The organism is Streptomyces sp. BK022 (assembly GCF_004217355.1).
GTDB lineage: Bacteria > Actinomycetota > Actinomycetes > Streptomycetales > Streptomycetaceae > Streptomyces > Streptomyces griseoluteus.
Genome location: NZ_SHKU01000006.1, coordinates 240,361 through 259,726, shown reverse-complemented (window position 1 = coordinate 259,726; position 19,366 = coordinate 240,361). Strand labels below are relative to the sequence as shown.

Below are 19,366 nucleotides of genomic sequence, written 5' to 3'. Positions count from 1 at the left end.
TCGCCGCACGTTGCGATACCGGTCCGGTATCGGGTTACCGGCTTGGCCAGGTCACACAGAGCGAGCCGGGTACGGTAGGCCCGGACGGAAGCTCCGGCCGCGCACACCCGTGCCGGGCGGGACCGACGGAGAGGGCTGGTAAGTAGCTATGGAAGAGCCGCGTCGCCTAGGCGGCCGGTACGAGCTGGGCCACGTACTCGGCCGTGGTGGCATGGCAGAGGTCTACCTCGCGCATGACACCCGCCTCGGCCGCACCGTGGCGGTGAAGACGCTCCGCGCGGACCTCGCGCGTGATCCGTCCTTCCAGGCCCGGTTCCGCCGGGAGGCCCAGTCTGCCGCCTCGCTCAACCATCCTGCGATCGTCGCGGTCTACGACACGGGCGAGGACTACATCGACGGGGTCTCGATCCCGTACATCGTCATGGAGTACGTCGACGGCTCCACGCTCCGCGAGCTGCTGCACTCCGGGCGCAAGCTGCTGCCCGAGCGGTCGATGGAGATGACCATCGGCATCCTCCAGGGTCTGGAGTACGCCCACCGCAGCGGCATCGTCCACCGCGACATCAAGCCGGCCAACGTCATGCTGACCCGCAACGGCCAGGTCAAGGTGATGGACTTCGGCATCGCCCGCGCCATGGGCGACTCCGGGATGACGATGACGCAGACCGCGGCCGTGATCGGCACCGCCCAGTACCTCTCGCCGGAGCAGGCCAAGGGCGAGCAGGTCGACGCCCGGTCCGACCTGTACTCCACGGGCTGCCTGCTCTACGAGCTGCTGACCGTCCGTCCGCCGTTCGTCGGCGACTCCCCGGTGGCCGTGGCCTACCAGCACGTGCGCGAGGAGCCGCAGCCGCCGAGCGTCTTCGATCCCGAGATCACGCCGGAGATGGACGCGATCGTCCTCAAGGCGCTGACGAAGGACCCGGACTACCGCTACCAGTCGGCCGACGAGATGCGCGCCGACATCGAGGCGTGCCTCGACGGCCAGCCCGTCGGCGCGACCGCGGCCATGAGCGCGGTCGGCTACGGCTACGCGGACGACCAGGCGACCACCGCGCTGCGGCAGGAGCCGGCCGGGGCGACGACGATGCTCCCGCCGATGAACCCGGACGACGGCGGCTACGGCTACGACGACCGGCCCGACCGGCGGCGCCAGCAGAAGAAGAACAGCAACAACACCTCGACGATCATGCTGGCGGTCGCGGGCGTGCTGGTGCTGGTCGGCGCGGTCCTCATCGGCATGTGGATGTTCCCCGGCAAGAGCGACAAACCGTTCAAGGCGCCGAACTTCGTGGGCAACACCGTCGACGACGCCCGCAAGATGGCGGAGGCGTCCGATCTGAAGCTGGGTGACATCACGCGCAAGCCGTGTGAGAACCAGCCCAAGGACAAGATCTGTTCGCAGAGCCCGACGCCCGGCTCGGACGTCAACAAGAACGACACCATCACCCTGGTCGTCTCCACGGGCGCGCCCAAGGTGACGATCCCGAGCGTCATCGGACTCTCCTTCGACGAGGCGCGGGACAAGCTGGAAGGCGACGACTACCAGCTCACGGTGAAGAAGGAGACCCGCGTCTCCAGCGACACCCCGGACAACGTCGTCGACCAGAACCCCACCGGCGGCAAGCAGGTGCAGAAGGGGTCCACGATTACCCTGACCGTGGCCAAGGCCGAGGAGAAGGTCACCATCCCGGACGTCAGGGGCAAGTCCTGCGACGAGGCCAAGGCCGCTCTCCAGGAGGCGGGTCTCGTCCCGACCTGCACCGACCAGCCCGTTCCCGACCCGGCGCAGAAGGACAAGGTCCAGGGCACCAACCCCGAGATCGGCCGTCAGGTCAAGAAGGGCACCCCGGTCTCCATCGGCGTCGGCAAGAACGACGCCCCGGAGCAGGTCCAGGTCCCGGACGTCACCAAGCAGTCCCTCAAGGACGCGCGCAACGCCCTTCAGGGCCTCGGCCTCCAGGTGAACGCCCAGGGCCCCGGGGCCGGCGACGAGAACTCCACCGTGCTCACCCAGAGCGTCCCGCCCGGGACCGCGGCCAACAAGGGCGACACCATCACCCTCATCTCCGCGAGCCAGGGCAACGGCAACAACGGCGGCGGCCTCGGCGGAATCTTCGGCGGCCCCAACGGCTGACCCCGCTCCGCTCTGATCGACGCACAGTCCCCCGGCACCTGTGAGTGCCGGGGGACTGTGTCGTTTTCCGATCGTGCCCTCATATGCCCGCAGGTCGTTGACCGTGCATGATCGACGAATCCGTACTCCTGGAATCCAGGACGCTGCGCGCCAGCGCGCTGGACCGTGTCGAGGTACTGGACCGGGTGAAGACCCTCTCCCTGCTTCCGGACGGCCTGCACGTGACGACGGCGATGGTGGCGACCTACTTCGGAGTCACCGTGGAGGCTGTGCGCCAACTGACCCGTCGGCATCGGGAGGAACTCGCCGCCAATGGCATGGCGGTGCTGCGCGGCGCTGACCTGCGGAAATTCGAGAGTGACAACGTGTCACTCTCGCTGGGAAGTTATCCACAGGCCCGTCGGAGCCTCACGGTCTACTCCCGCCGCGCCGTCCTCAACATCGCCATGCTCCTGCGCGACAGCGAGGTCGCCCGGCGGGTGCGCACGTACCTCCTGGACGTGGAGCACGCCTCCCGTGCCGAAGTCGACGGCCCCGCGCTGGACGACCGTATCGACCGGCGGATCGCGCACGTCCTCGGCAAGACGGTCGTGCCGATGTTCAACGCGCTGATCGAGACCTCGGGCGAGCATCAGCGGGAGTTGGTGGCGATGCGGGACGGGGTGTGGCGGATCGAGCAGCGGCTGCGGACGCATCACGCGCGGCTGCGGCGGCTGGAGGTCCGTAAGGGGTGATCAGCGGAGTTCCGCCGGCGGGGTGCGCTTGGCGTCGACCTTCTCCGTGCGGACCAGCTCGGCCCAGACGACGTAGCGGTAGCGGCTGGTGTACACCGGGGTGCAGGTCGTCAGGGTGATGTAGTGGCCCGGCTTGGTCTTGCCGGACTCCTTGGGGACCTGGGCCAGGACGTCGACGTTGTACTTCGAGGTCTCGGGGAGGATCGAGTAGATCTTGTAGACGTACCACTTGTCCTTGGTCTCGAAGACGACCGGGTCGCCCTCGCGGAGCTTGTCGATGTTGTGGAACTTGGCGCCGTGGCCGTCGCGGTGGGCGGCGAGGGTGAAGTTGCCCTCCTTGCCGGCCGTCGGAAGCACGGCCTTGGCCGGGTCGGTGTAGTAGCCGGCCACACCCTCGTCGAGGACGTCGGTGGAGGTGCCCTTCTCCACCAGCACGGCGCCGTTGCGCATCGCGGGGACGTGCAGGAAGCCGATGCCGTCCTTGGTGTCCAGCGCGCCGGGGCCGGTCGCGGAGTCGGCCCAGTGGTCCCGGACCCGGTCGGCCTGCCGGTCGGCGTGCCGGTCGGCGACGACGTTGGTCCACCACAGCGAGTAGACGACGAACAGCCCGAGCACCACCCCGGCCGTGATGAGGAGTTCCCCGAGGAAGCTGACCGCCCGCGCGATCGGCCCCTGCCCCCGCGGCGGGCCCCCGCCCGTGCCGGACGCGGCCGTGTGCTCTTCGGTGCCGTCGGCGGTCGCTGCCACAGATCCCCTGCCCATGTTCGGCTCTTCGGCTGGTGAGACGGACCGCCGCTACTGGATGAGCGCGTCCGGCTTGCCCTTGCTGCGCGGGCGTTCCTCGACCATCTTGCCCCAGACGATCAGCCGGTACTTGCTGGTGAACTCGGGCGTGCAGGTGGTGAGCGTGATGTACCGCCCCTGCCGGGTGAACCCGGACCCCTGCGGCACCGGATTCAGCACGCCGGTGTTGGACGGCGGAGTCACCGGCAGCATCGACGCCACCTTGTACACGAAGTACTCGTCCTGCGTCTCCACCACGACCGCGTCGCCCGCCACCAGCCGGTTGATGTAGCGGAACGGCTCCCCGTGGGTGTTGCGGTGCGCCGCGAGCCCGAAGTTGCCGGTCTTGTCGTACGGCATCGCCGTCTTCAGCGGCGCTTCCCCGTAGTGCCCGACCATCCCCTTGTCGAGCACCTTCTTGTTGCTGACGCCCTCCGCGATCGGCGCGACCACGTCCAGCTTGGGGATGTGCAGGATGGCGAACCCCTGCCCCGGCTCGAACACCCCCGGCGCCCGCTTGCCGTTCGCCCAGTCGTCCTGGAGCTGGTTCGTCTCGCTGCCGGCCTCCGCGTGGGCCCGGATGTTGGTCCACCAGAGCTGGTAGGTGACGAAGAGCAGCATGACCACGCCGGTGGTGATGAAGAGTTCGCCCACCGCCCGGCTCACCATGACCGCCGCCCCCGGCTTGCGCGCCCGCGCCTGCTGCCGGGCCTCCACCCGTGACAGCGGCCGTGCCGGGGCGTCCGCGGCGGCCGACGCCCCCTCGCGCCCCGCGCCGCGCCGCCCGCCGCCGCGCTTGGCGGCCTTCCTGCGGGCCGCGCGCCCCCCGGTGGCTCCCCCGGCGCCCGCCGCGCCCGCGGAGGCGCTCAGCGAGCCGTACGCGCCCTCCGCCGCACCGGGCATCCTGAGGGCCATCGTGTGGTCGTCCAGGGGGAGTTCGGGGCGCTGGCCGCCGTACTCGCCGTACTGGTCCACGGCCGGCATCCGCGCCGTCCCCGGATCGCCCGCGCCCGCGAACGCCGGACCGTAGGACCCGTACGGCGCCCCGCCGTACGCGTCCTCGCGTTCCGGGCGCGGGGTGGTCACGCCGTGGCCCTGCCCACCACCGGGGCGAGCCCCGCCGACCTCGCCACCGCGTCCTGGTCGCCGCACTCGGCGAGCCAGTTGGCCAGCATCCGGTGGCCGTGCTCGGTCAGTACCGACTCGGGGTGGAACTGCACGCCCTCGACCGGGAGTTCACGGTGGCGCAGCCCCATGATGATGCCGTCCTCGGTGCGGGCGGTGACCTCGAGATCGGCGGGCACGGTGGCCGGCTCGGCGGCCAGCGAGTGGTACCGGGTGGCGATGAAGGGCGTCGGCAGTCCCGCGAAGACGCCCCGCCCCTCGTGGATCACCGGCGAGGTCTTGCCGTGCAGCAGCTCGGGCGCCCGGTCCACCACCCCGCCGTAGGCGACCTGCATCGACTGCATGCCTAGGCAGACCCCGAACACCGGGACACCGGTCGCCGCGCAGTGCCGGACCATGTCCACACAGACCCCGGCCTCCTCGGGCGTACCCGGGCCGGGCGAGAGGAGGACGCCGTCGAAGCCGTCCTGGGCGTGCGCGGTGGTCACCTCGTCGTTGCGCAGCACCTCGCACTCGGCGCCGAGCTGGTAGAGGTACTGGACGAGGTTGAAGACGAAGCTGTCGTAGTTGTCGACGACGAGAATCCGGGCGCTGCTCACTGGTTGTCCACCGTCACATCGTTGAAGGGCAGCAGCGGTTCCGCCCACGGGAACACGTACTGGAACAGGACGTAGACCGCGGCCACGACGAGCACGAGCGAGATCAGTGCCCTCACCAACGCGTTGCCCGGCAGATGCCGCCAGATCCAGCCGTACATGCCGTCCCTTCCGTTCCTCCACGGCTCCTGACTCACGCCGTACGGCACCAGACTAACGGCGCCGGGTCCGTCACCGGCGTGCCTGGAGCACACCTGGACTTACGGGGCCGGGCGCCGATCACCTCAATGACGGGCGGAACGGTTTCGCGCCGCGAACACGCGGTCGGCGGGTGAGGTGGGGCTGCCTCGGGGGGTGCTACTTCACGGGCGTCGCGTAGTGCAGGTCGACGGTGCCGGTGTAGCCGGGCAGCGTGACGGTGCCCTGGTCGGCGACGTCCCAGCCGAGGCCGTAGACATTGACGTACACCATGTAGTTCTGGATCGCCTTGCTCGCGGCCAGCGCCTGCTTCAGCCGCTCCGGGTCACCCACGGCGGTGATCTTGTACGGGGGCGAGTAGACACGGCCCTGGAGGATCAGGGTGTTGCCGACGCAGCGGACCGCGCTGGTGGAGATCAGCCGCTGGTCCATGACCTTGATGCCCTGGGCTCCGCCGCGCCACAGCGCGTTGACGACCGCCTGGAGATCCTGCTGGTGGATGACCAGGTAGTCGGGCTGCGGCGGGGGGTAGCCGGGGAGCTTGGCGGTAGCGTTCGGCGGGGCGTCGTTCAGGGTGACGGTCACCGCCTTGCCAGTGAGCCGCTCGGTGCCCGCGCTCTTCTCCAGCCCGCCGAGCCGCCGGTCCTGGGCGCGGGTGCTGCCGTCGTCGCCCTCGGCGAGCGACTCGACCCGGTGCCGCAGTGTGGCGTTGGACTCGTCCAGGCCCTGGTTCTTCCGGCTGCGCTCCTGGATGAGGTCCGACAGCTTCAGCAACGAGGTGTCGGTGCGCAGGTCGGTGCCCTTGGCGGTGTTGAAGCTGGTGACGAAGATGAGGCCGGCCAGAGCGAAGACACCGGCGGTGAGAATCCGCACCGGCCGGAAACGGGGACGACGGGCGGGCGCGGAACCCATTGCTCCCGTCCCTGGGGAGTCGGCAGAATTGCTCAACGTACCCTTATCTCCTTCGGCGCCGCGGAAGCACTACGCTAACGGACGTCCGGGGGAGCACTCGGTGTGCCCTTGCCGTCCCCTTGTACGCTGCCCCGAGCTCGACCCAGACACCTGCGCGGTCACGCAGCGCATCGACAGGAGAGACCTTCGTGCCGAAGTCACGTATCCGCAAGAAGGCCGACTACACGCCGCCGCCGGTCAAGCAGGCGCAGGCCATCAAGCTCGCCAACAGCGCCTGGGTCGCGCCCGTCATGCTGGCCATGTTCCTCATCGGCCTGGCCTGGATCGTGGTGTTCTACGTGACCGACGGCTCGCTGCCGATCGACAGCCTGGACAACTGGAACATCGTCGTCGGCTTCGGCTTCATCGCGGCGGGCTTCGGCGTCTCCACCCAGTGGAAGTGACCGGGCTCCGAGCCCGGTTCCGGCGACCTCTGCCCACGGCCCTCCACTGAGTTATCCACAGGCCAACGAAGTATCCACACCCCCCTGGGGAAAAGGAATACGATCTGTGGATAACTAATCGCCGGTTGACGCCGGAAACACCATCCGACGACCGGTGCCTCACCTAATGCCCCCTGTCTGACCTGCGGATTCACATCCGAGCGACAGGGGGCACGGTTGTTCCCGCACTGTGTGCACAAGATCGGGCACAGACTGTGGACAACGGTTCGGGCTCAGGTGAGCTGGAGGGTTCTCACCAGGGTGAGAACGGCCACCACCAGGAGCACCAGCGCACAGGCCCCGTACTGGATGAGCGCCCGCCGCTCACGCGGGGCGTGGATCATGGCGTACCCCACGACGACACCGGCGACGAGTCCGCCGATGTGGGCCTGCCAGGCGATGCCCGGCACCCCGAACGTGATGATCAGGTTGACCACCAGCAGCACGATGACCGGCCGCATCTCGTACCGGAGGCGGCGCATCAGCACCGCGGTGGCCCCGAACAGCCCGAAGATCGCCCCGGAGGCCCCGAGCGAGGGCTGGTTGGGCGCGGCCAGCAGATAGGTCAGCGCGCCGCCGGCCAGGCCGCAGACCAGGTACAGCGTGAGGTAGCGGGCGCGGCCGAGGGCGGCTTCGAGCGGGCCGCCGATCCACCACAGGCTGAGCATGTTGAAGAGGATGTGCACATAGCCGCCGTGCAGGAACATCGAGGTCAGCAGGCGGTACCACTGTCCCTCGGCGACGCCCTGGATGCCGGTGAGGTGAGGGGCGTAGGCCCGGCCGATCAGGTCGAGCTGGTTGGTGAAGACGTCGCCCAGGGAGAGCTTCACCAGGAAGAGGGCCAGGTTCAGCCCGATGAGGATCTTGGTGACCAGGCGGGGGTCGCGGGTGAGGGTGCCGCCCGCGAGGGTGCGGGGGCGGTTGTCGGACGAGGCGGAGGCGGTGGCGCCCGAGGCGGGGGTGCCGCCGCGCGCGCAGTCGGGACACTGGAAGCCGACGGAGGCGTCGACCATGCACTCGGGGCAGATCGGCCGGTCGCAGCGGGTGCAGCGCACGCCGGTCTCGCGGTCCGGATGCCGGTAGCAGACGGGCACGCTGCGGGCACCCGGGGCGTCGGCCGCTGCCTGTTCCATGAGTTTTCCTTCGTCCCTCGTGTCGTCCGTCGTCACTCCGGGGGCACGGCACCGCCCCCGCCCATCCTTACGGACAAGGGGGGCGTTTGGTTCCCTCCTCGGAAGTCACCGGCCGCCGATCAGCGCTCGGTCTTCTCCACCACCACGGACTCGATCACCACGTCCTCGACCGGGCGGTCGTTGCGGCCGGTGGGGACGGCGGCGATGGCGTCGACGACCTTCTGGCTGGCCGGGTCGGCGACCTCGCCGAAAATGGTGTGCTTGCGGTTCAGCCAGGTGGTCGGGGAGACCGTGATGAAGAACTGCGAGCCGTTGGTGCCCGGCCCGGCGTTGGCCATGGCGAGCAAGTAGGGCTTGTTGAAGGACAGGTCGGGGTGGAACTCGTCCGGGAACTGGTAGCCGGGGCCGCCGATGCCGGTGCCGAGCGGGTCGCCGCCCTGGAGCATGAAGCCGCTGATCACCCGGTGGAAGGTGGTGCCGTCGTAGAGCGGGTCCGTGCTCTCGACGCCGGTCGCCGGGTGCTTCCAGGAGCGCTCACCCTGGGCCAGCTCGACGAAGTTCCTGACCGTGGCCGGCGCGTGGTTCGGGAACAGCCTGATCTTGATGTCGCCGTGGTTGGTCTTCAGGGTGGCGTAAAGCTGCTCGGCCACGATCTGCCTTCCGTTGTCTTTCCGTTCGCCCCCGATCCTCGCACGCTCGTGGCGGCCCGGAACCGGGCGGGCGAGGGCGAGTTCGGCCCGTATGGGCGGCGCCCGACGGCGAATCGTGGCAGGGTCGTAGACGGGGCCGGTTCCCCGGAATTTCACCGCTTCGCCAGAGATCGGCACCCGTATGCCCGCCCACACATGCTGTGTGGGCCACTCACAGGCATGATCCGTAACAGGGTGGACAGTCGAAATACCGTACCGCCACCGAGGAGGAGGTTCCCGTGACCCGCATCGACAGCGTGCGCGCCGCGACCGGTTCGGCCAAGGACAGCGTGCTGCACGCAGCGGACGTGGTGGCGCCCTATGCCGACACGGCCAAGGAGCGTGCCGCTCATTACACGCAGGAGGCACGTGTACGGCTGGCGCCCGTGGTCTCGCAGGCGGCCGACCAGGCCCGCCTTCAGTACGACGCCAAGCTCGCCCCGCAGGTGGAGCGAGCGCTCTCCCACGTGCCGCCGAAGGTCGATCAGGCGGCACAGGACGCCGCCAAGCTGACCCGCAAGGCCGCCAAGCAGGCGGCGGTGTACTCCCGCCCCAGGATCGAGCAGGCCGTGGCCGCCGCCACCCCGGTGTACGACGAGGCCGCGGCGCGCAGCGCTGCCGCCCTGGTCGCGCTGCGGGGCAATGTGTCGGCTAAGGAGATCAAGAAGCTGGCCCGCCGCAACGAGCGTCGCGGCCGCACCGGCCGGGCGCTGAAGTACGTGGCCCTGGCCAGCCTGCTCGCGGGCGGCGCCTACGCCGTCTGGCAGTGGTGGGACCGCCAGGCCAACCCGGACTGGCTGGTCGAGCCCCCGGCCGCCACGGAAATGCCGGACTCCGCCCGCCTCCACTCGGTCGACGGCACCGGCGCCTCCGTCCTGGACCCGGAGGTCCAGGCCAAGCAGGTCGAGGACGACGTCGAAGGTGACGAGAACCGCTGACCTGACGTCCCAAGTCACGGGCACCGCACGCTGTTTCACGTGAAACAGCGCCCGCCCCGCCCCGGGCCCCCGTCCCCACGGTGGCACGAGAAAACCCCCTCCGCACTGCGTTTCCGCAGCTCGGAGGGGGTTTTCGTGCGTGGAGCCTAGGGGAGTCGAACCCCTGACATCTGCCATGCAAAGACAGCGCTCTACCAACTGAGCTAAGGCCCCGGAAGGGGACGGCCGACGGGAGAACGGGCTCCTGGCGGGCGTCGCAGACCAGAGTACCGGTTCACCCCCCGTATCCCGCAAAAAGATTGGGGGTCCCCGCGAATCATCCCGCTCCGTAGGATGCTCGGCGTGGTTCGCTTCAGCGAACCACGGTTTCTGGGGAAGCGATGGGGAGACGCAATGGATGCCGCACAGCAGGAAGCCACCGCGAGAGCGCGGGAGCTCCAGCGGAACTGGTACGGGGAGCCGCTGGGGGCGCTCTTCCGTAAGCTCATCGACGATCTCGGGCTCAATCAGGCCCGGCTCGCCGCCGCGCTGGGGCTGTCGGCTCCGATGCTGTCGCAGCTCATGAGCGGCCAGCGGGCCAAGATCGGCAATCCCGCGGTGGTGCAGCGGGTGCAGCTGCTGCAGGAGCTGGCCGCGCAGGTGGCGGACGGCAGTGTGAGCGCGGCCGAGGCGACCGATCGCATGGATGAGATCAAGAAGTCCCAAGGGGGCTCGGTGCTGAGCAACACCACTACCACGACGAGCAGTTCGGGCGCGCCCACGGTCAAGCGTGTCGTGCGCGAGATCCAGTCCCTGCTGCGTTCCGTCGCCGCCGCCGGGGACATCATCGACGCCGCGGACACCCTCGCCCCGACCCACCCCGAACTGGCAGAGTTCCTCCGGGTCTACGGCGCCGGCCGCACCGCCGACGCGGTCGCGCACTACCAGTCCCACCAGAGCTGACCCCCGGCCCGGTCCGGAGGTCCGGCACCGGGCCCGGCCGCAGGGCCGGGGCAGCGCACCAGGGGGAGGAGCTGCACGGTCATGGGCGAGGTCTTCGCGGGGCGGTACGAACTGGCCGACCCGATCGGGCGTGGCGGTGTGGGCGCGGTATGGCGCGCCTGGGACCACCGCAGACGGCGCTATGTCGCCGCCAAGGTGCTTCAGCAGCGCGACGCCCACACCCTGCTGCGCTTCGTGCGCGAGCAGGCGCTGCGCATCGATCATCCGCATGTGCTCGCGCCGGCCAGCTGGGCGGCCGACGACGACCAGGTCCTGTTCACCATGGACCTGGTGTCCGGTGGCTCCCTGGTCCATCTGATCAACGACTACGGTCCTCTTCCGCCGGTGTTCGTGTGCACCCTGCTGGATCAGTTGCTGTCCGGGCTGGGTGCCGTGCACGCCGAGGGGGTCGTGCACCGGGACATCAAGCCCGCCAACGTGCTGCTGGAGGCCACCGGCACGGGCCGGCCCCGGCTGCGGCTGTCCGACTTCGGCATCGCCATGCGGTTCGGGGAGCCCCGGCTGACCGAGACCAACCTGGTGGTCGGTACACCGGGCTATCTGGCGCCCGAGCAACTGCTGGGGGCCGAACCCGACTTCCCCGGTGACCTGTTCGCCGTGGGGCTGGTCGCCCTGTATCTGCTGGAGGGGGCCAAGCCGGACGGCAAGGAGATCGTCCGGTACTTCCTCGAGCACGGGACGCCGGGCGCGCCCGCGCGGGTGCCGGAGCCGCTGTGGCAGGTGATCGCCACCATGCTCCAGCCCGATCCCTCGGCCCGCTTCCGCACCGCCACGGGCGCCCGCAAGGCCCTGGCCCTCGCCCGGGAACTCCTCCCCGAGCCCGGCCCCGACGACGAGCCGATAGAAATCTTCGACCAGCTGGGCCCCCTGCCCCCCGGCTTCGGCCCCGAGGGCCCTCGCAAGCCCGCCGCCGCGGTGGACACCCGCTGGGGCCGGCGTCCCGTCGGCGCCCCGGAGACCAGCGGCACGACGACCGACGCCCCCCTGCCCGCCTCCACTCCCACAGCCGACCTGGGCGCCCGGCCCCCGGCCGTCACCGCCCCGTCGATGTCCGACACCGGCAGCTTCCACCTCCCGCCCCCACCGCCACCCCGTCCCCCGGCCGAACCCCACACGGCCGCGTACACGGCCCGCGACCCGCGCACCCCCGGCCTCCCCACCGAGACCCCCCGCGCCCCCGGCCACCGCGCCCACTCCCGCTCCCGGCCGGGCCCTCCCGCCAAGGTCGCGGTCCCGGTGCTGCTCCTGGCACTGGTCTGTTATGCCGTCGGCTTCTGGGCCCTGACCCGCGTCTGAGACCGGCCGTGCGGCATCCGGACGCCCAGCGCCCCCGTCGCCCGGGCTCACGGCGGCCTGCCGTACGACCGCCGGCGTGGGCTCAGGCTCCCGACCCCACCCGGGACCGCCGAGCCAGCACCGTCCACGCCCCCAGCCCCAGCAGCAGCGCCGTACCGCCGCCAAGTCCGCCGTACGCCAGCACCCGCATCGCCGGATCAGCACCGGCGCCCCCGGTGTCCTCGCCCGGAGCCGGCCCCCAGTCCCCTGTGCTCACGGAGAAGAGGTCCGTCGGCTCGGTGCGCCCCCGGTACTTCGGCCCGGCGTGGGCGGTCCCGTCCAGCCGTACCCGGAGCGTCACCGGGAAGGGGCCCGCGCCGAAGGAGTCCGCCAGGCGTTCGCTGAGGTGGAGGACCACGTAGTAGTCCCCCGCGAACCGCACCCCGTTCTCCGCGCTCGGCACCGCGTAGCGGTTGGCGTACTCCACCGGCGGCACCGGGGCGAGGGACACCGCGCGGCGGGTGCCGGTGTAGCCGAGGGCCGCGTCGTCGACGGGGGCGCGGGCGGGGTTGAGGAGGGAGAGGGTGAGGGCGCCGCCGACGTACCCATGGCCGGTGGCCGCGGCCAGTTCCGCGCCGGCATGCACCTGGCGCCCCCAGTCGACCGGCACCCGGTAGAAGGCGGTGTCGCCGGGGGCCAGGCGGGTGCGCCAGACTCCCTGGCCGAGCAGGCGGGCGGAGGAGAAGCCCGCGCCCCCTTCTCTCTCGCGCGGGGTGTCGCCGGGCGGCTGGGGCGTGGTGGAGTCCCAGGCGCCGGGCGGCGCGGTGGGGCCGGTGGCGGCGAGGCCGGGCTCGGTGGCGGGGGCCAGCTCCAGGTCCCAGCGGCCGGGGTCGGAGTTCTTGGCGTCCAGCCGCTCCACCAGCAGGTAGTACACGGCCGCGCTCTGGCACAGCGACTTGCCGGTGTCCCGCTGGCCGACGGCCGTGACGGGCCGGGGGCTGAGTCCGGCGCCGAAGGACGCGGAGGAGTAGAAGCAGGGGTTGCCGTCGGCGTCCTGGAGCGAGACCCGTATGCCGTCCGTGGCGGCGACGGTCGCGCCGCGCGGGGGTACGGCGGTGACGGGGACGTAGGCGTTCGCGGTGGCGGTGAGGGTGAGCCGGTAGTAGAGCCGGCCGTGCGCGGGGAGCGAACTGCGGTAGGTGTGGCCGGGTACGAGCGTCCGAGCCCCCGCGGTGTCCGGGGACCCGGCGAGGTGCTCGGCACCCGGTGTGAAGGCGTACCCGTCCGGGGCGGCCACCGCGGGTGTCCCGGCGAGGGCCCACACCACGGCCCCCGCGCACAGCCCCCGTACCGCGTTCCGCAACCCCCGCCGCATCAGCCGCCCCCTGCCCCTAGGTCACCGCGCCGGGGCCCATACTGCCCGGTACCGCTTGCGCCATCAGGGTTTTCGCGCGGCCGTCCGAAACACCAGGGCTCTCCAGGGCGAGGCGTACCTCAGGTTCCGGGGCCCGGCAACACAGAACCCCGGCCGCTCGAGCGACCGGGGTTCGTTCAGAGAAGTGGTGCCGGGGTTTCAGGAACCGGTGGGCACGGAGTCGGTGGCCTCCGTCCACAGGTCCTGCTCGGCGCGATCCGCCTGGATCTGGCGGTACACAAGGAGACCGCCGATGGCGGCCAGTGCGACCAGGAGCAGCTTCTTCACCGCGCGACCTCGTCTTTCGTTGACGTAGGGGACCTCTGGCGCCCGACTATACACACCGGCCGAGACCGATCGGTGACCTGCGCCGGGCCCCCAACTCCCGTCTCCCGACGGCCCGGAGCCGTTGCGATCGGAGGGTGATCACACCCGCACGGAGGGTTGCGTTCCTCCCGATCAGGCATGGTTGCGGGGGTTTTTCGCCGCCTTGCGCCCATCCGAGTGGTGTTCATCTGAACATCGACGCGCCACGGGCGTCGGTCCACCACTTCGCCGCCCACATACACATCATGAGGAAAGTACGCAAATCGCCCAACCTGAAAGTGAGGGGCCATGGCCAGGAACAAGGTCATGACGTTGTGGACCGCCATCGTCACCGCCTTCCTCGCGCTGTGCACGGCGCTCGGACTCGTCACCGCGACCGCCCCGGTCGCCTCGGCCAAGACCGAGAGCCCGAGTCACGGCAGCACGGAGCACAGCGCACCGGAGGCACCGGCGGCCGTCAGCCACCAGGTCTGGCCACAGGCCAGGTCCCTGCCCCCCACGATGAAGCAGCGCATCCGGGCCGAGGCCCACGGGAAGTCCCCCAACTGCCGGCACCGCTCACCGGCCGGACGGGAAGCGGGCGCCCTCGCCCCGCACCGCGTGAACGCCCCGGACCGCACCGAGACCACGCACCGGCAGGAGAGCACCGAGCAGTACGCGTCCCACCTGGACTGCTGAGACCGCCCGGCCCCACCGCAGGCATGCCGAGACCGCCGGGCCCCCGGCAGGCATCCAGCACCGCGGACGTCTCGACACACTGGCGACTTGCGTACCCGACCGTCGACACGGAAGCCCCCCGGCCACCGGCCTGGGGGCCCGCACCACGTCCACTCACTCCCCCAGCAGCACGGCCTGCGAGGGACACCTCTCCACGATCTCGCGCACCAGCGGATCGTCCCCCGAGTCCTCCCGGCCGGGCCTGACCACGCCGTACCCCTCGACGAAGTCGAAGACCTCGGGAGCGCGGTACGCGCACTCGGCCGAGCCGTAACAGACCTCCCGGTCCACGGACACCTTCACGCGGCCTCCCCTGCTCGCACGGGCGACCCCGGACCCCTCGACGGCCCGCGCCCAGGACGTCCCTGCCCCGCGGGCCCGTGCCCGAACCGGCCGTGCCACCGCCCGTCCGGCACCGGTCCCTCCCCTCGTGGGGACCGGTACCGAACGGAGCGGGGGGTCTTCGCCCCGAGCCGTGCCGGTGTGCCCGGCGCGGTGGGTCCGTGGATCTCGTGGCGTCCCGCCACGCCGCGCGCCGCTCCCGGCGAACTTTGACCGAGAACGTTCGGCGCCCGGCGGGACTCGCTCGCGGACCGGGCCGGTGGCCTGTCCGGACGGTGTGTGACAGCTCCGCTACTGCGGTGCGATCCTGCCATCTGTGGCAACCGGCGAGGAGATCCGGACCGCCGGACCAGGGCTTTCCCGCAGGTCAGCCGTATAGGGTGAGTTTTCCGGTCCGGACGCATCAGATGGGGGAAGTGAGGGGTGGGACCTTGGGTTCCGACTCAGGGGCACGCACAGCCTTCGCCGAACGCCTCGCCCTGCTGTACCGGGAAGCCGGGAATCCGCCCCTGAAAAGCGTCTCGGAGGCGGTCGTCCGGCTCCAGCGGGTGGACGAGCGGGGCCGTCCGGTACGGGTCTCCGCGCAACGCATCAGCGACTGGCGGCGGGCCAAGAACGCGCCCGCCCAGTTCGCCGCCTTGGCCGCCGTCCTCCAGATCCTCATCCCCGAGGCCCGCCGCGCCAGCCCCACCCCGGTCTCCAGCGGCCTGTACGACCTGGCCCAGTGGCAGCGGCTGTGGGAACGCGCCCTGGCCGACCCGGTGGGCGAGCGCCCCGAGGGCCCCGCGGCCGAACCCCCTCCCGCCGAGTCACCGGTGTGCCCGTACCGGGGCCTCGCCTCCTACCGGCAGCAGGACGCCCGCTGGTTCTTCGGCCGGGAGCGGGGCACGGAGGCGCTGGTGGCACAGTTGCGGGCCGCCGAGCGCGGCGGGGGACTGGTGATGCTGGTCGGTGCCTCGGGCGCCGGGAAGTCCTCCCTCCTCAACGCCGGCCTGGTACCCGCGCTGGAGGAGGAGGGCGCGCGCACGGTCCTCCAGCTCGTGCCGGGCGCCGATCCGCTGGGGGAGCTGACCCGCCTGGTCCCGGCCCTCGCCCCGCTCGCCGCCGAGGCGCGGGCCGCCGGGGAGGAGGACCGGAGCCCGGCCGCCGGGGCGATACGGGAGGCGGTCACCGAGTGGGCCCACGACCGGCGGCCCCCGGGCACCGTCACCATCCCCGGCCCCCGCTCCTCCCCCGAGTCCCCGGCGCCCGCCGCCCGCGGGGCGGCCCGGCCGGTGCTGATCGTGGACCAGTTCGAGGAGACCTTCACCCTCTGCCCGAGCGGAGCCGACCGCCGGGCCTTCGTCCAGTTCCTGCACGCCGCCTGCACCCCCGGACCCGCCGGCCCCGCCCCCGTCCAGGTCGTCCTCGGCATCCGCGCCGACTTCTACGAGGAGTGCCTCGGCTACCCCGAACTCGCCGACGCCCTCCAGCACCGGCACATGGTGCTCGGCCCGCTGACCACCGCCGAACTGCGCGAGGCGGTGACCGGACCCGCTCGGGCGGTGGGGCTGGAGCTGGAGGCGGGCCTGACCGAGCTGATCGTCCGCGAGGTCAGCGCCGACGGCCCGCGCGGCGCCCATGACGCGGGCGTGCTCCCGCTGCTCTCCCACGCCCTGCTCGCCACCTGGCAGCGCCGCAGGGCCGGCCGGCTGACCGTGGCCGGGTACCGGTCGGCGGGCGGCATCCAGGGCGCGGTCGCGGCCACCGCCGAGCGCGCCTGGTCCGGGCTCGACCCGGCCGCCCGCACCGCCGCCCGGCTGCTCCTGCTGCGCCTGGTCCGGCTCGGCGAGGACACCCAGGCCACCCGCAGGCGCGGCACCCGGCGCCAGCTGGCAGCCGAGTCCACCGACCCGGACAAGACCGAGGAGTCGCTGGAGGCGCTGGTCCGCGCCCGGCTGGTCACCCTCGACGCGGAGACCGTGGAGATCACCCACGAGGCGCTGCTGCACGCCTGGCCCCGGCTGCGGCACTGGATCGACGACAACCGGGGCGACCATCTGCTGCGCCAGCGGCTGGAGGAGGACGGCCGGGCCTGGGAGGACTCCGAGCGCGACAGCTCCCTGCTGTACCGGGGCTCCCGTCTCGAGCAGGCGCGCGGCTGGGCGGAGACGGCCGGGGACACCTATCTGACGCGGGGCGCGCTGGACTTCCTGGCCGCCTCGGTACGGCTGCGCAGGCGCACGGTGCTGATCAGCAGGGCCGCGGTGGCCGCGCTCACCGTGCTGGCGGTGCTCGCCGCGGGGGCCGCGGTGGTGGCCTGGCAGCAGCGGAACGACGCGGTGTTCGAGCAGGTCCTCGCGGAGGCCGACCGGGTCCAGCACACCGACCCCTCGCTCGCGGCGGGCCTCGACCTGGTCGCGCACCGGCTGCGCCCGGACGACGAGGGCGCCTACAGCAGGCTGATCTCCATCGTGAACGCCCCGCTCGCCACCCCGCTCACCGGCCACACCGGCGCCGTCTACCTGACCTCCTTCAGCCCCGACGGCAAGGTCCTCGCCACCGCCAGCTACGACCGCACCGTCCGCCTGTGGAACGTCGCCGACCGGGGGCGACCCAAGCCGCTGGGCGCCCCGCTGCGCGGGCACCGCTCCTGGGTGAGCAGCGCGGTGTTCAGCCCGGACGGGCGCACCCTGGCCAGCGCGGGCGACGACGGCACGATCCACCTCTGGGACGTCACCGACCCCGCGCACCCCATGTCCCTGGGGAAGCCCCTCACGGGTCACGACGGCACGATCTACCTGGTCGCCTTCAGCCCGGACGGCCGCACCCTGGCCAGCGCGGGCGAGGACCGCACCGTCCGGCTGTGGGACGTGGCCGATCCGCACCGGGCGAAGCCGCTGGAGGCCCTGCGCGGGCACTCCGCGCCGGTGCGCTCCGTGGCGTTCGGTCCGGACGGGCGGACCCTCGCCTCGGCGGGCGACGACGACACCGTACGGCTGTGGGACGTGGCCGACCCCCGGCATGCCAAGGCCCGGCGCGGGGTGTTGCGGGGGCACACCGATCTGGTGCATTCGGTGGCGTTCAGCCCCGATGGCAAGGTGCTGGCCAGCGGCAGCGCGGACGACACCATCCGCCTGTGGAACGTGGCCGACCCCGCGCGTCCGGCCCCGCTGGGCGCGCCGCTGACCGGGCACACCGGACCCGTGTGGTCGGTGGCGTTCAGCCCGGACGGCGGCAGGCTCGCGGCGGCCAGCGCCGATTCCACGGCCAGCCTCTGGAACGTCACCGACCCCGCCTCCCCGTCCCAGGTGGGCGAGCCGCTCGCGGGGAGCAGCGGGGAGATGTACGCGCTGGGGTTCAGCCCGGACGGCCGTACCCTCGCCACCGGCAGCGGAGACGGCCGGGCCCGGCTGTGGGCGGTACCGACCTCGGACATGACCGGGCGCAGCGCCGCGTTCCGCGGGGACGGGAAGGTGCTGGCCACGTCGGCGCGCGACGGCCGGGTCCGGCTGTGGCGGGTGACGGCGCCGGAGCGGCCGGTGGCGCTGGGCGCGCCGTTCATGCCGGCGGACGGCGGGCAGCGCACCCTGATGTTCGCCCCGGACGGCCGCACGCTCGCGGTGCTGACCGGGAACCGCTCGGTGTACCTGTGGGACGTGTCGGACCCCGCTCGTCCGGTGGTCGCCGGACCGCCGCTCAAGCTGGAGACCCGCTTCATGGGCTCCGACGCGCTCGTCTTCAGCCCCGACGGCCGCGTCCTGGCCACGGCCTACGACGACCACCGTTTCCGGCTGTGGAACGTGACCGACCCCGCGCGTCCGGTGCCCTACGGGGCGCCCGTGGCCGGACACCGGGGGTACATCAACGCGCTGGAGTTCACCCCGGACGGGCACACCCTGGCCAGCGGCAGCGCGGACGGCACGATCCGGCTGTGGAACATGTCCGATCCGGCCCGGCCGGTCCCGCGCGGCCGCCCCCTCACCGGCCACTCGGGCCCGGTCAACGCGCTGGAGTACAGCCCGGACGGCCACACCCTGGTCAGCGGAGGGGACGACGACACGGTCCGCCTGTGGGACGTCACCGACCCCGGCTCGGCCGCGCCCGTCGGCCACACCCTGACCGGCCACACGGAGTCGGTGACCTCGCTGACCTTCAACGCCGACGGCCACACCCTGGCCAGCGGCGGGAACGACAACACCGTCCGCCTCTGGGACGTCACCCACCCCGGCTCGGCGGCGCCGATCGGCCAGTCGATGAGCCCGTACGCCAAGACGGGCAACTTCCTCGCCTTCAGCCCCGGCAGTCACGTCCTCGGCGTCTCCAGCGGCGCGGACACCGTACGGCTGTGGAGCCTGGACGCGGACGAGGCGGTCCGGCACATCTGCGCGGTCACCCGGGGTGTCCTCACGCCCCAGAAGTGGCACGAGTACCTCCCCCGCCTCTCCTACGACCCCCCGTGCCCCCGCTGACCCACCAAGATCAGCCAACTCCCCTACCGATCAACCCCGTTGGCCCCGCAACGCCCTCAACCTTGTTACCCTTGGCCATAGCCCGATCGCTGGTGCATCCCCCGTCGCCAG

Annotated in this window: 18 protein-coding genes and 1 tRNA gene; 8 read left to right on the top strand and 11 right to left on the bottom strand. The window is 71.8% G+C overall.

What is annotated here, in order from left to right:
- Nucleotides 1-148 precede the first annotated feature (148 nt).
- Nucleotides 149-2,137, top strand: coding sequence for a Stk1 family PASTA domain-containing Ser/Thr kinase (gene pknB / locus EV284_RS24960; RefSeq protein WP_130337898.1), 1,989 nt, complete (start codon nucleotides 149-151; stop codon nucleotides 2,135-2,137).
- Nucleotides 2,138-2,244: 107 nt separating this feature from the next.
- Nucleotides 2,245-2,871 carry a restriction endonuclease gene (locus EV284_RS24955; RefSeq protein WP_130337896.1) on the top strand — a complete coding sequence of 209 codons (627 nt, stop codon included), beginning with the start codon at nucleotides 2,245-2,247 and terminating at the stop codon, nucleotides 2,869-2,871.
- Here the strand turns inward: EV284_RS24955 and EV284_RS24950 are convergent, their stop codons facing one another.
- From EV284_RS24950 to EV284_RS24930, 5 genes are all read right to left on the bottom strand, one after another.
- Nucleotides 2,872-3,618: a class E sortase gene (locus tag EV284_RS24950; protein WP_130338433.1), complete on the bottom strand. Its 747-nt coding sequence runs from the start codon at nucleotides 3,616-3,618 to the stop codon at nucleotides 2,872-2,874.
- A 48-nt stretch (nucleotides 3,619-3,666) separates the two neighbouring features.
- Nucleotides 3,667-4,740, bottom strand: a complete 1,074-nt coding sequence (locus tag EV284_RS24945) for a class E sortase (protein ID WP_130337894.1) — start codon at nucleotides 4,738-4,740, stop codon at nucleotides 3,667-3,669.
- The gene (locus EV284_RS24940) at nucleotides 4,737-5,378 is read right to left on the bottom strand and encodes an aminodeoxychorismate/anthranilate synthase component II (RefSeq protein ID WP_130337892.1); all 642 of its coding nucleotides are present in this window, start codon (nucleotides 5,376-5,378) and stop codon (nucleotides 4,737-4,739) included. Before EV284_RS24940 ends, EV284_RS24945 begins: the two co-directional genes overlap by 4 nt.
- On the bottom strand, nucleotides 5,375-5,536 hold the full coding sequence (locus EV284_RS24935) for a hypothetical protein (protein WP_030805941.1): 162 nt from the start codon (nucleotides 5,534-5,536) through the stop codon (nucleotides 5,375-5,377). The genes EV284_RS24940 and EV284_RS24935 overlap by 4 nt, the downstream gene beginning before the upstream one ends.
- Nucleotides 5,537-5,732: 196 nt before the next feature.
- Nucleotides 5,733-6,521, bottom strand: coding sequence for a DUF881 domain-containing protein (locus tag EV284_RS24930; RefSeq protein ID WP_130337888.1), 789 nt, complete (start codon nucleotides 6,519-6,521; stop codon nucleotides 5,733-5,735).
- Nucleotides 6,522-6,673: 152 nt separating this feature from the next.
- Between EV284_RS24930 and crgA the strand changes: the two genes are divergently transcribed.
- The gene (gene crgA, locus EV284_RS24925) at nucleotides 6,674-6,928 is read left to right on the top strand and encodes a cell division protein CrgA (RefSeq protein ID WP_130337886.1); all 255 of its coding nucleotides are present in this window, start codon (nucleotides 6,674-6,676) and stop codon (nucleotides 6,926-6,928) included.
- A 272-nt stretch (nucleotides 6,929-7,200) separates the two neighbouring features.
- Here the strand turns inward: crgA and EV284_RS24920 are convergent, their stop codons facing one another.
- Entirely contained in the window at nucleotides 7,201-8,100 is a 900-nt protein-coding gene (locus EV284_RS24920) for a rhomboid family intramembrane serine protease (protein WP_130337884.1), read from the bottom strand.
- 119 nt (nucleotides 8,101-8,219) lie between these two features.
- Nucleotides 8,220-8,750, bottom strand: coding sequence for a peptidylprolyl isomerase (locus EV284_RS24915; RefSeq protein ID WP_130337882.1), 531 nt, complete (start codon nucleotides 8,748-8,750; stop codon nucleotides 8,220-8,222).
- 278 nt (nucleotides 8,751-9,028) lie between these two features.
- On the opposite strand from EV284_RS24915, the gene EV284_RS24910 reads away from it, so the two are divergent.
- Entirely contained in the window at nucleotides 9,029-9,727 is a 699-nt protein-coding gene (locus EV284_RS24910; protein ID WP_130337880.1) for a DUF5324 family protein, read from the top strand.
- 140 nt (nucleotides 9,728-9,867) lie between these two features.
- On the opposite strand, the gene EV284_RS24905 is transcribed toward EV284_RS24910, so the two are convergent.
- Nucleotides 9,868-9,940: transfer RNA gene (locus EV284_RS24905), tRNA-Ala, on the bottom strand.
- Between the two features lie 180 nt (nucleotides 9,941-10,120).
- Here EV284_RS24905 and EV284_RS24900 point away from each other — a divergent pair.
- Together EV284_RS24900 and EV284_RS24895 are read left to right on the top strand one after the other, a co-directional pair.
- Complete coding sequence (locus EV284_RS24900) at nucleotides 10,121-10,669, top strand: helix-turn-helix transcriptional regulator (protein ID WP_086695219.1); 549 nt, start codon at nucleotides 10,121-10,123, stop codon at nucleotides 10,667-10,669.
- A gap of 81 nt (nucleotides 10,670-10,750) precedes the next feature.
- Nucleotides 10,751-12,025, top strand: coding sequence for a serine/threonine-protein kinase (locus tag EV284_RS24895; protein ID WP_130337878.1), 1,275 nt, complete (start codon nucleotides 10,751-10,753; stop codon nucleotides 12,023-12,025).
- Nucleotides 12,026-12,107: 82 nt separating this feature from the next.
- Here EV284_RS24895 and EV284_RS24890 read toward each other — a convergent pair whose 3' ends face one another.
- Complete coding sequence (locus EV284_RS24890; RefSeq protein ID WP_130337876.1) at nucleotides 12,108-13,379, bottom strand: hypothetical protein; 1,272 nt, start codon at nucleotides 13,377-13,379, stop codon at nucleotides 12,108-12,110.
- A 198-nt stretch (nucleotides 13,380-13,577) separates the two neighbouring features.
- Nucleotides 13,578-13,706 carry a DLW-39 family protein gene (locus EV284_RS24885; protein WP_003999697.1) on the bottom strand — a complete coding sequence of 43 codons (129 nt, stop codon included), beginning with the start codon at nucleotides 13,704-13,706 and terminating at the stop codon, nucleotides 13,578-13,580.
- A gap of 327 nt (nucleotides 13,707-14,033) precedes the next feature.
- Here EV284_RS24885 and EV284_RS24880 point away from each other — a divergent pair, with 327 nt between their 5' ends.
- Nucleotides 14,034-14,423, top strand: a complete 390-nt coding sequence (locus EV284_RS24880; protein WP_130337874.1) for a DUF6344 domain-containing protein — start codon at nucleotides 14,034-14,036, stop codon at nucleotides 14,421-14,423.
- 153 nt (nucleotides 14,424-14,576) lie between these two features.
- Here EV284_RS24880 and EV284_RS24875 read toward each other — a convergent pair whose 3' ends face one another.
- Nucleotides 14,577-14,765 carry a ferredoxin gene (locus tag EV284_RS24875; RefSeq protein WP_031179064.1) on the bottom strand — a complete coding sequence of 63 codons (189 nt, stop codon included), beginning with the start codon at nucleotides 14,763-14,765 and terminating at the stop codon, nucleotides 14,577-14,579.
- 446 nt (nucleotides 14,766-15,211) lie between these two features.
- On the opposite strand from EV284_RS24875, the gene EV284_RS24870 reads away from it, so the two are divergent.
- The gene (locus EV284_RS24870) at nucleotides 15,212-19,255 is read left to right on the top strand and encodes an AAA family ATPase (RefSeq protein WP_130337872.1); all 4,044 of its coding nucleotides are present in this window, start codon (nucleotides 15,212-15,214) and stop codon (nucleotides 19,253-19,255) included.
- Nucleotides 19,256-19,366 lie beyond the last annotated feature (111 nt).

What these genes read in the sequence shown, in the direction of transcription:
- pknB (WP_130337898.1), top strand. Translation starts at nt 149, where the DNA reads ATGGAAGAGCCGCGTCGCCTAGGCGGCCGGTACGAGCTGGGCCACGTA.
- EV284_RS24955 (WP_130337896.1), top strand. Translation starts at nt 2,245, where the DNA reads ATGATCGACGAATCCGTACTCCTGGAATCCAGGACGCTGCGCGCCAGC.
- EV284_RS24935 (WP_030805941.1), bottom strand. Translation starts at nt 5,536, where the DNA reads ATGTACGGCTGGATCTGGCGGCATCTGCCGGGCAACGCGTTGGTGAGG.
- EV284_RS24920 (WP_130337884.1), bottom strand. Translation starts at nt 8,100, where the DNA reads ATGGAACAGGCAGCGGCCGACGCCCCGGGTGCCCGCAGCGTGCCCGTC.
- EV284_RS24900 (WP_086695219.1), top strand. Translation starts at nt 10,121, where the DNA reads ATGGATGCCGCACAGCAGGAAGCCACCGCGAGAGCGCGGGAGCTCCAG.
- EV284_RS24895 (WP_130337878.1), top strand. Translation starts at nt 10,751, where the DNA reads ATGGGCGAGGTCTTCGCGGGGCGGTACGAACTGGCCGACCCGATCGGG.
- EV284_RS24890 (WP_130337876.1), bottom strand. Translation starts at nt 13,379, where the DNA reads ATGCGGCGGGGGTTGCGGAACGCGGTACGGGGGCTGTGCGCGGGGGCC.
- EV284_RS24880 (WP_130337874.1), top strand. Translation starts at nt 14,034, where the DNA reads ATGGCCAGGAACAAGGTCATGACGTTGTGGACCGCCATCGTCACCGCC.
- EV284_RS24870 (WP_130337872.1), top strand. Translation starts at nt 15,212, where the DNA reads ATGGGGGAAGTGAGGGGTGGGACCTTGGGTTCCGACTCAGGGGCACGC.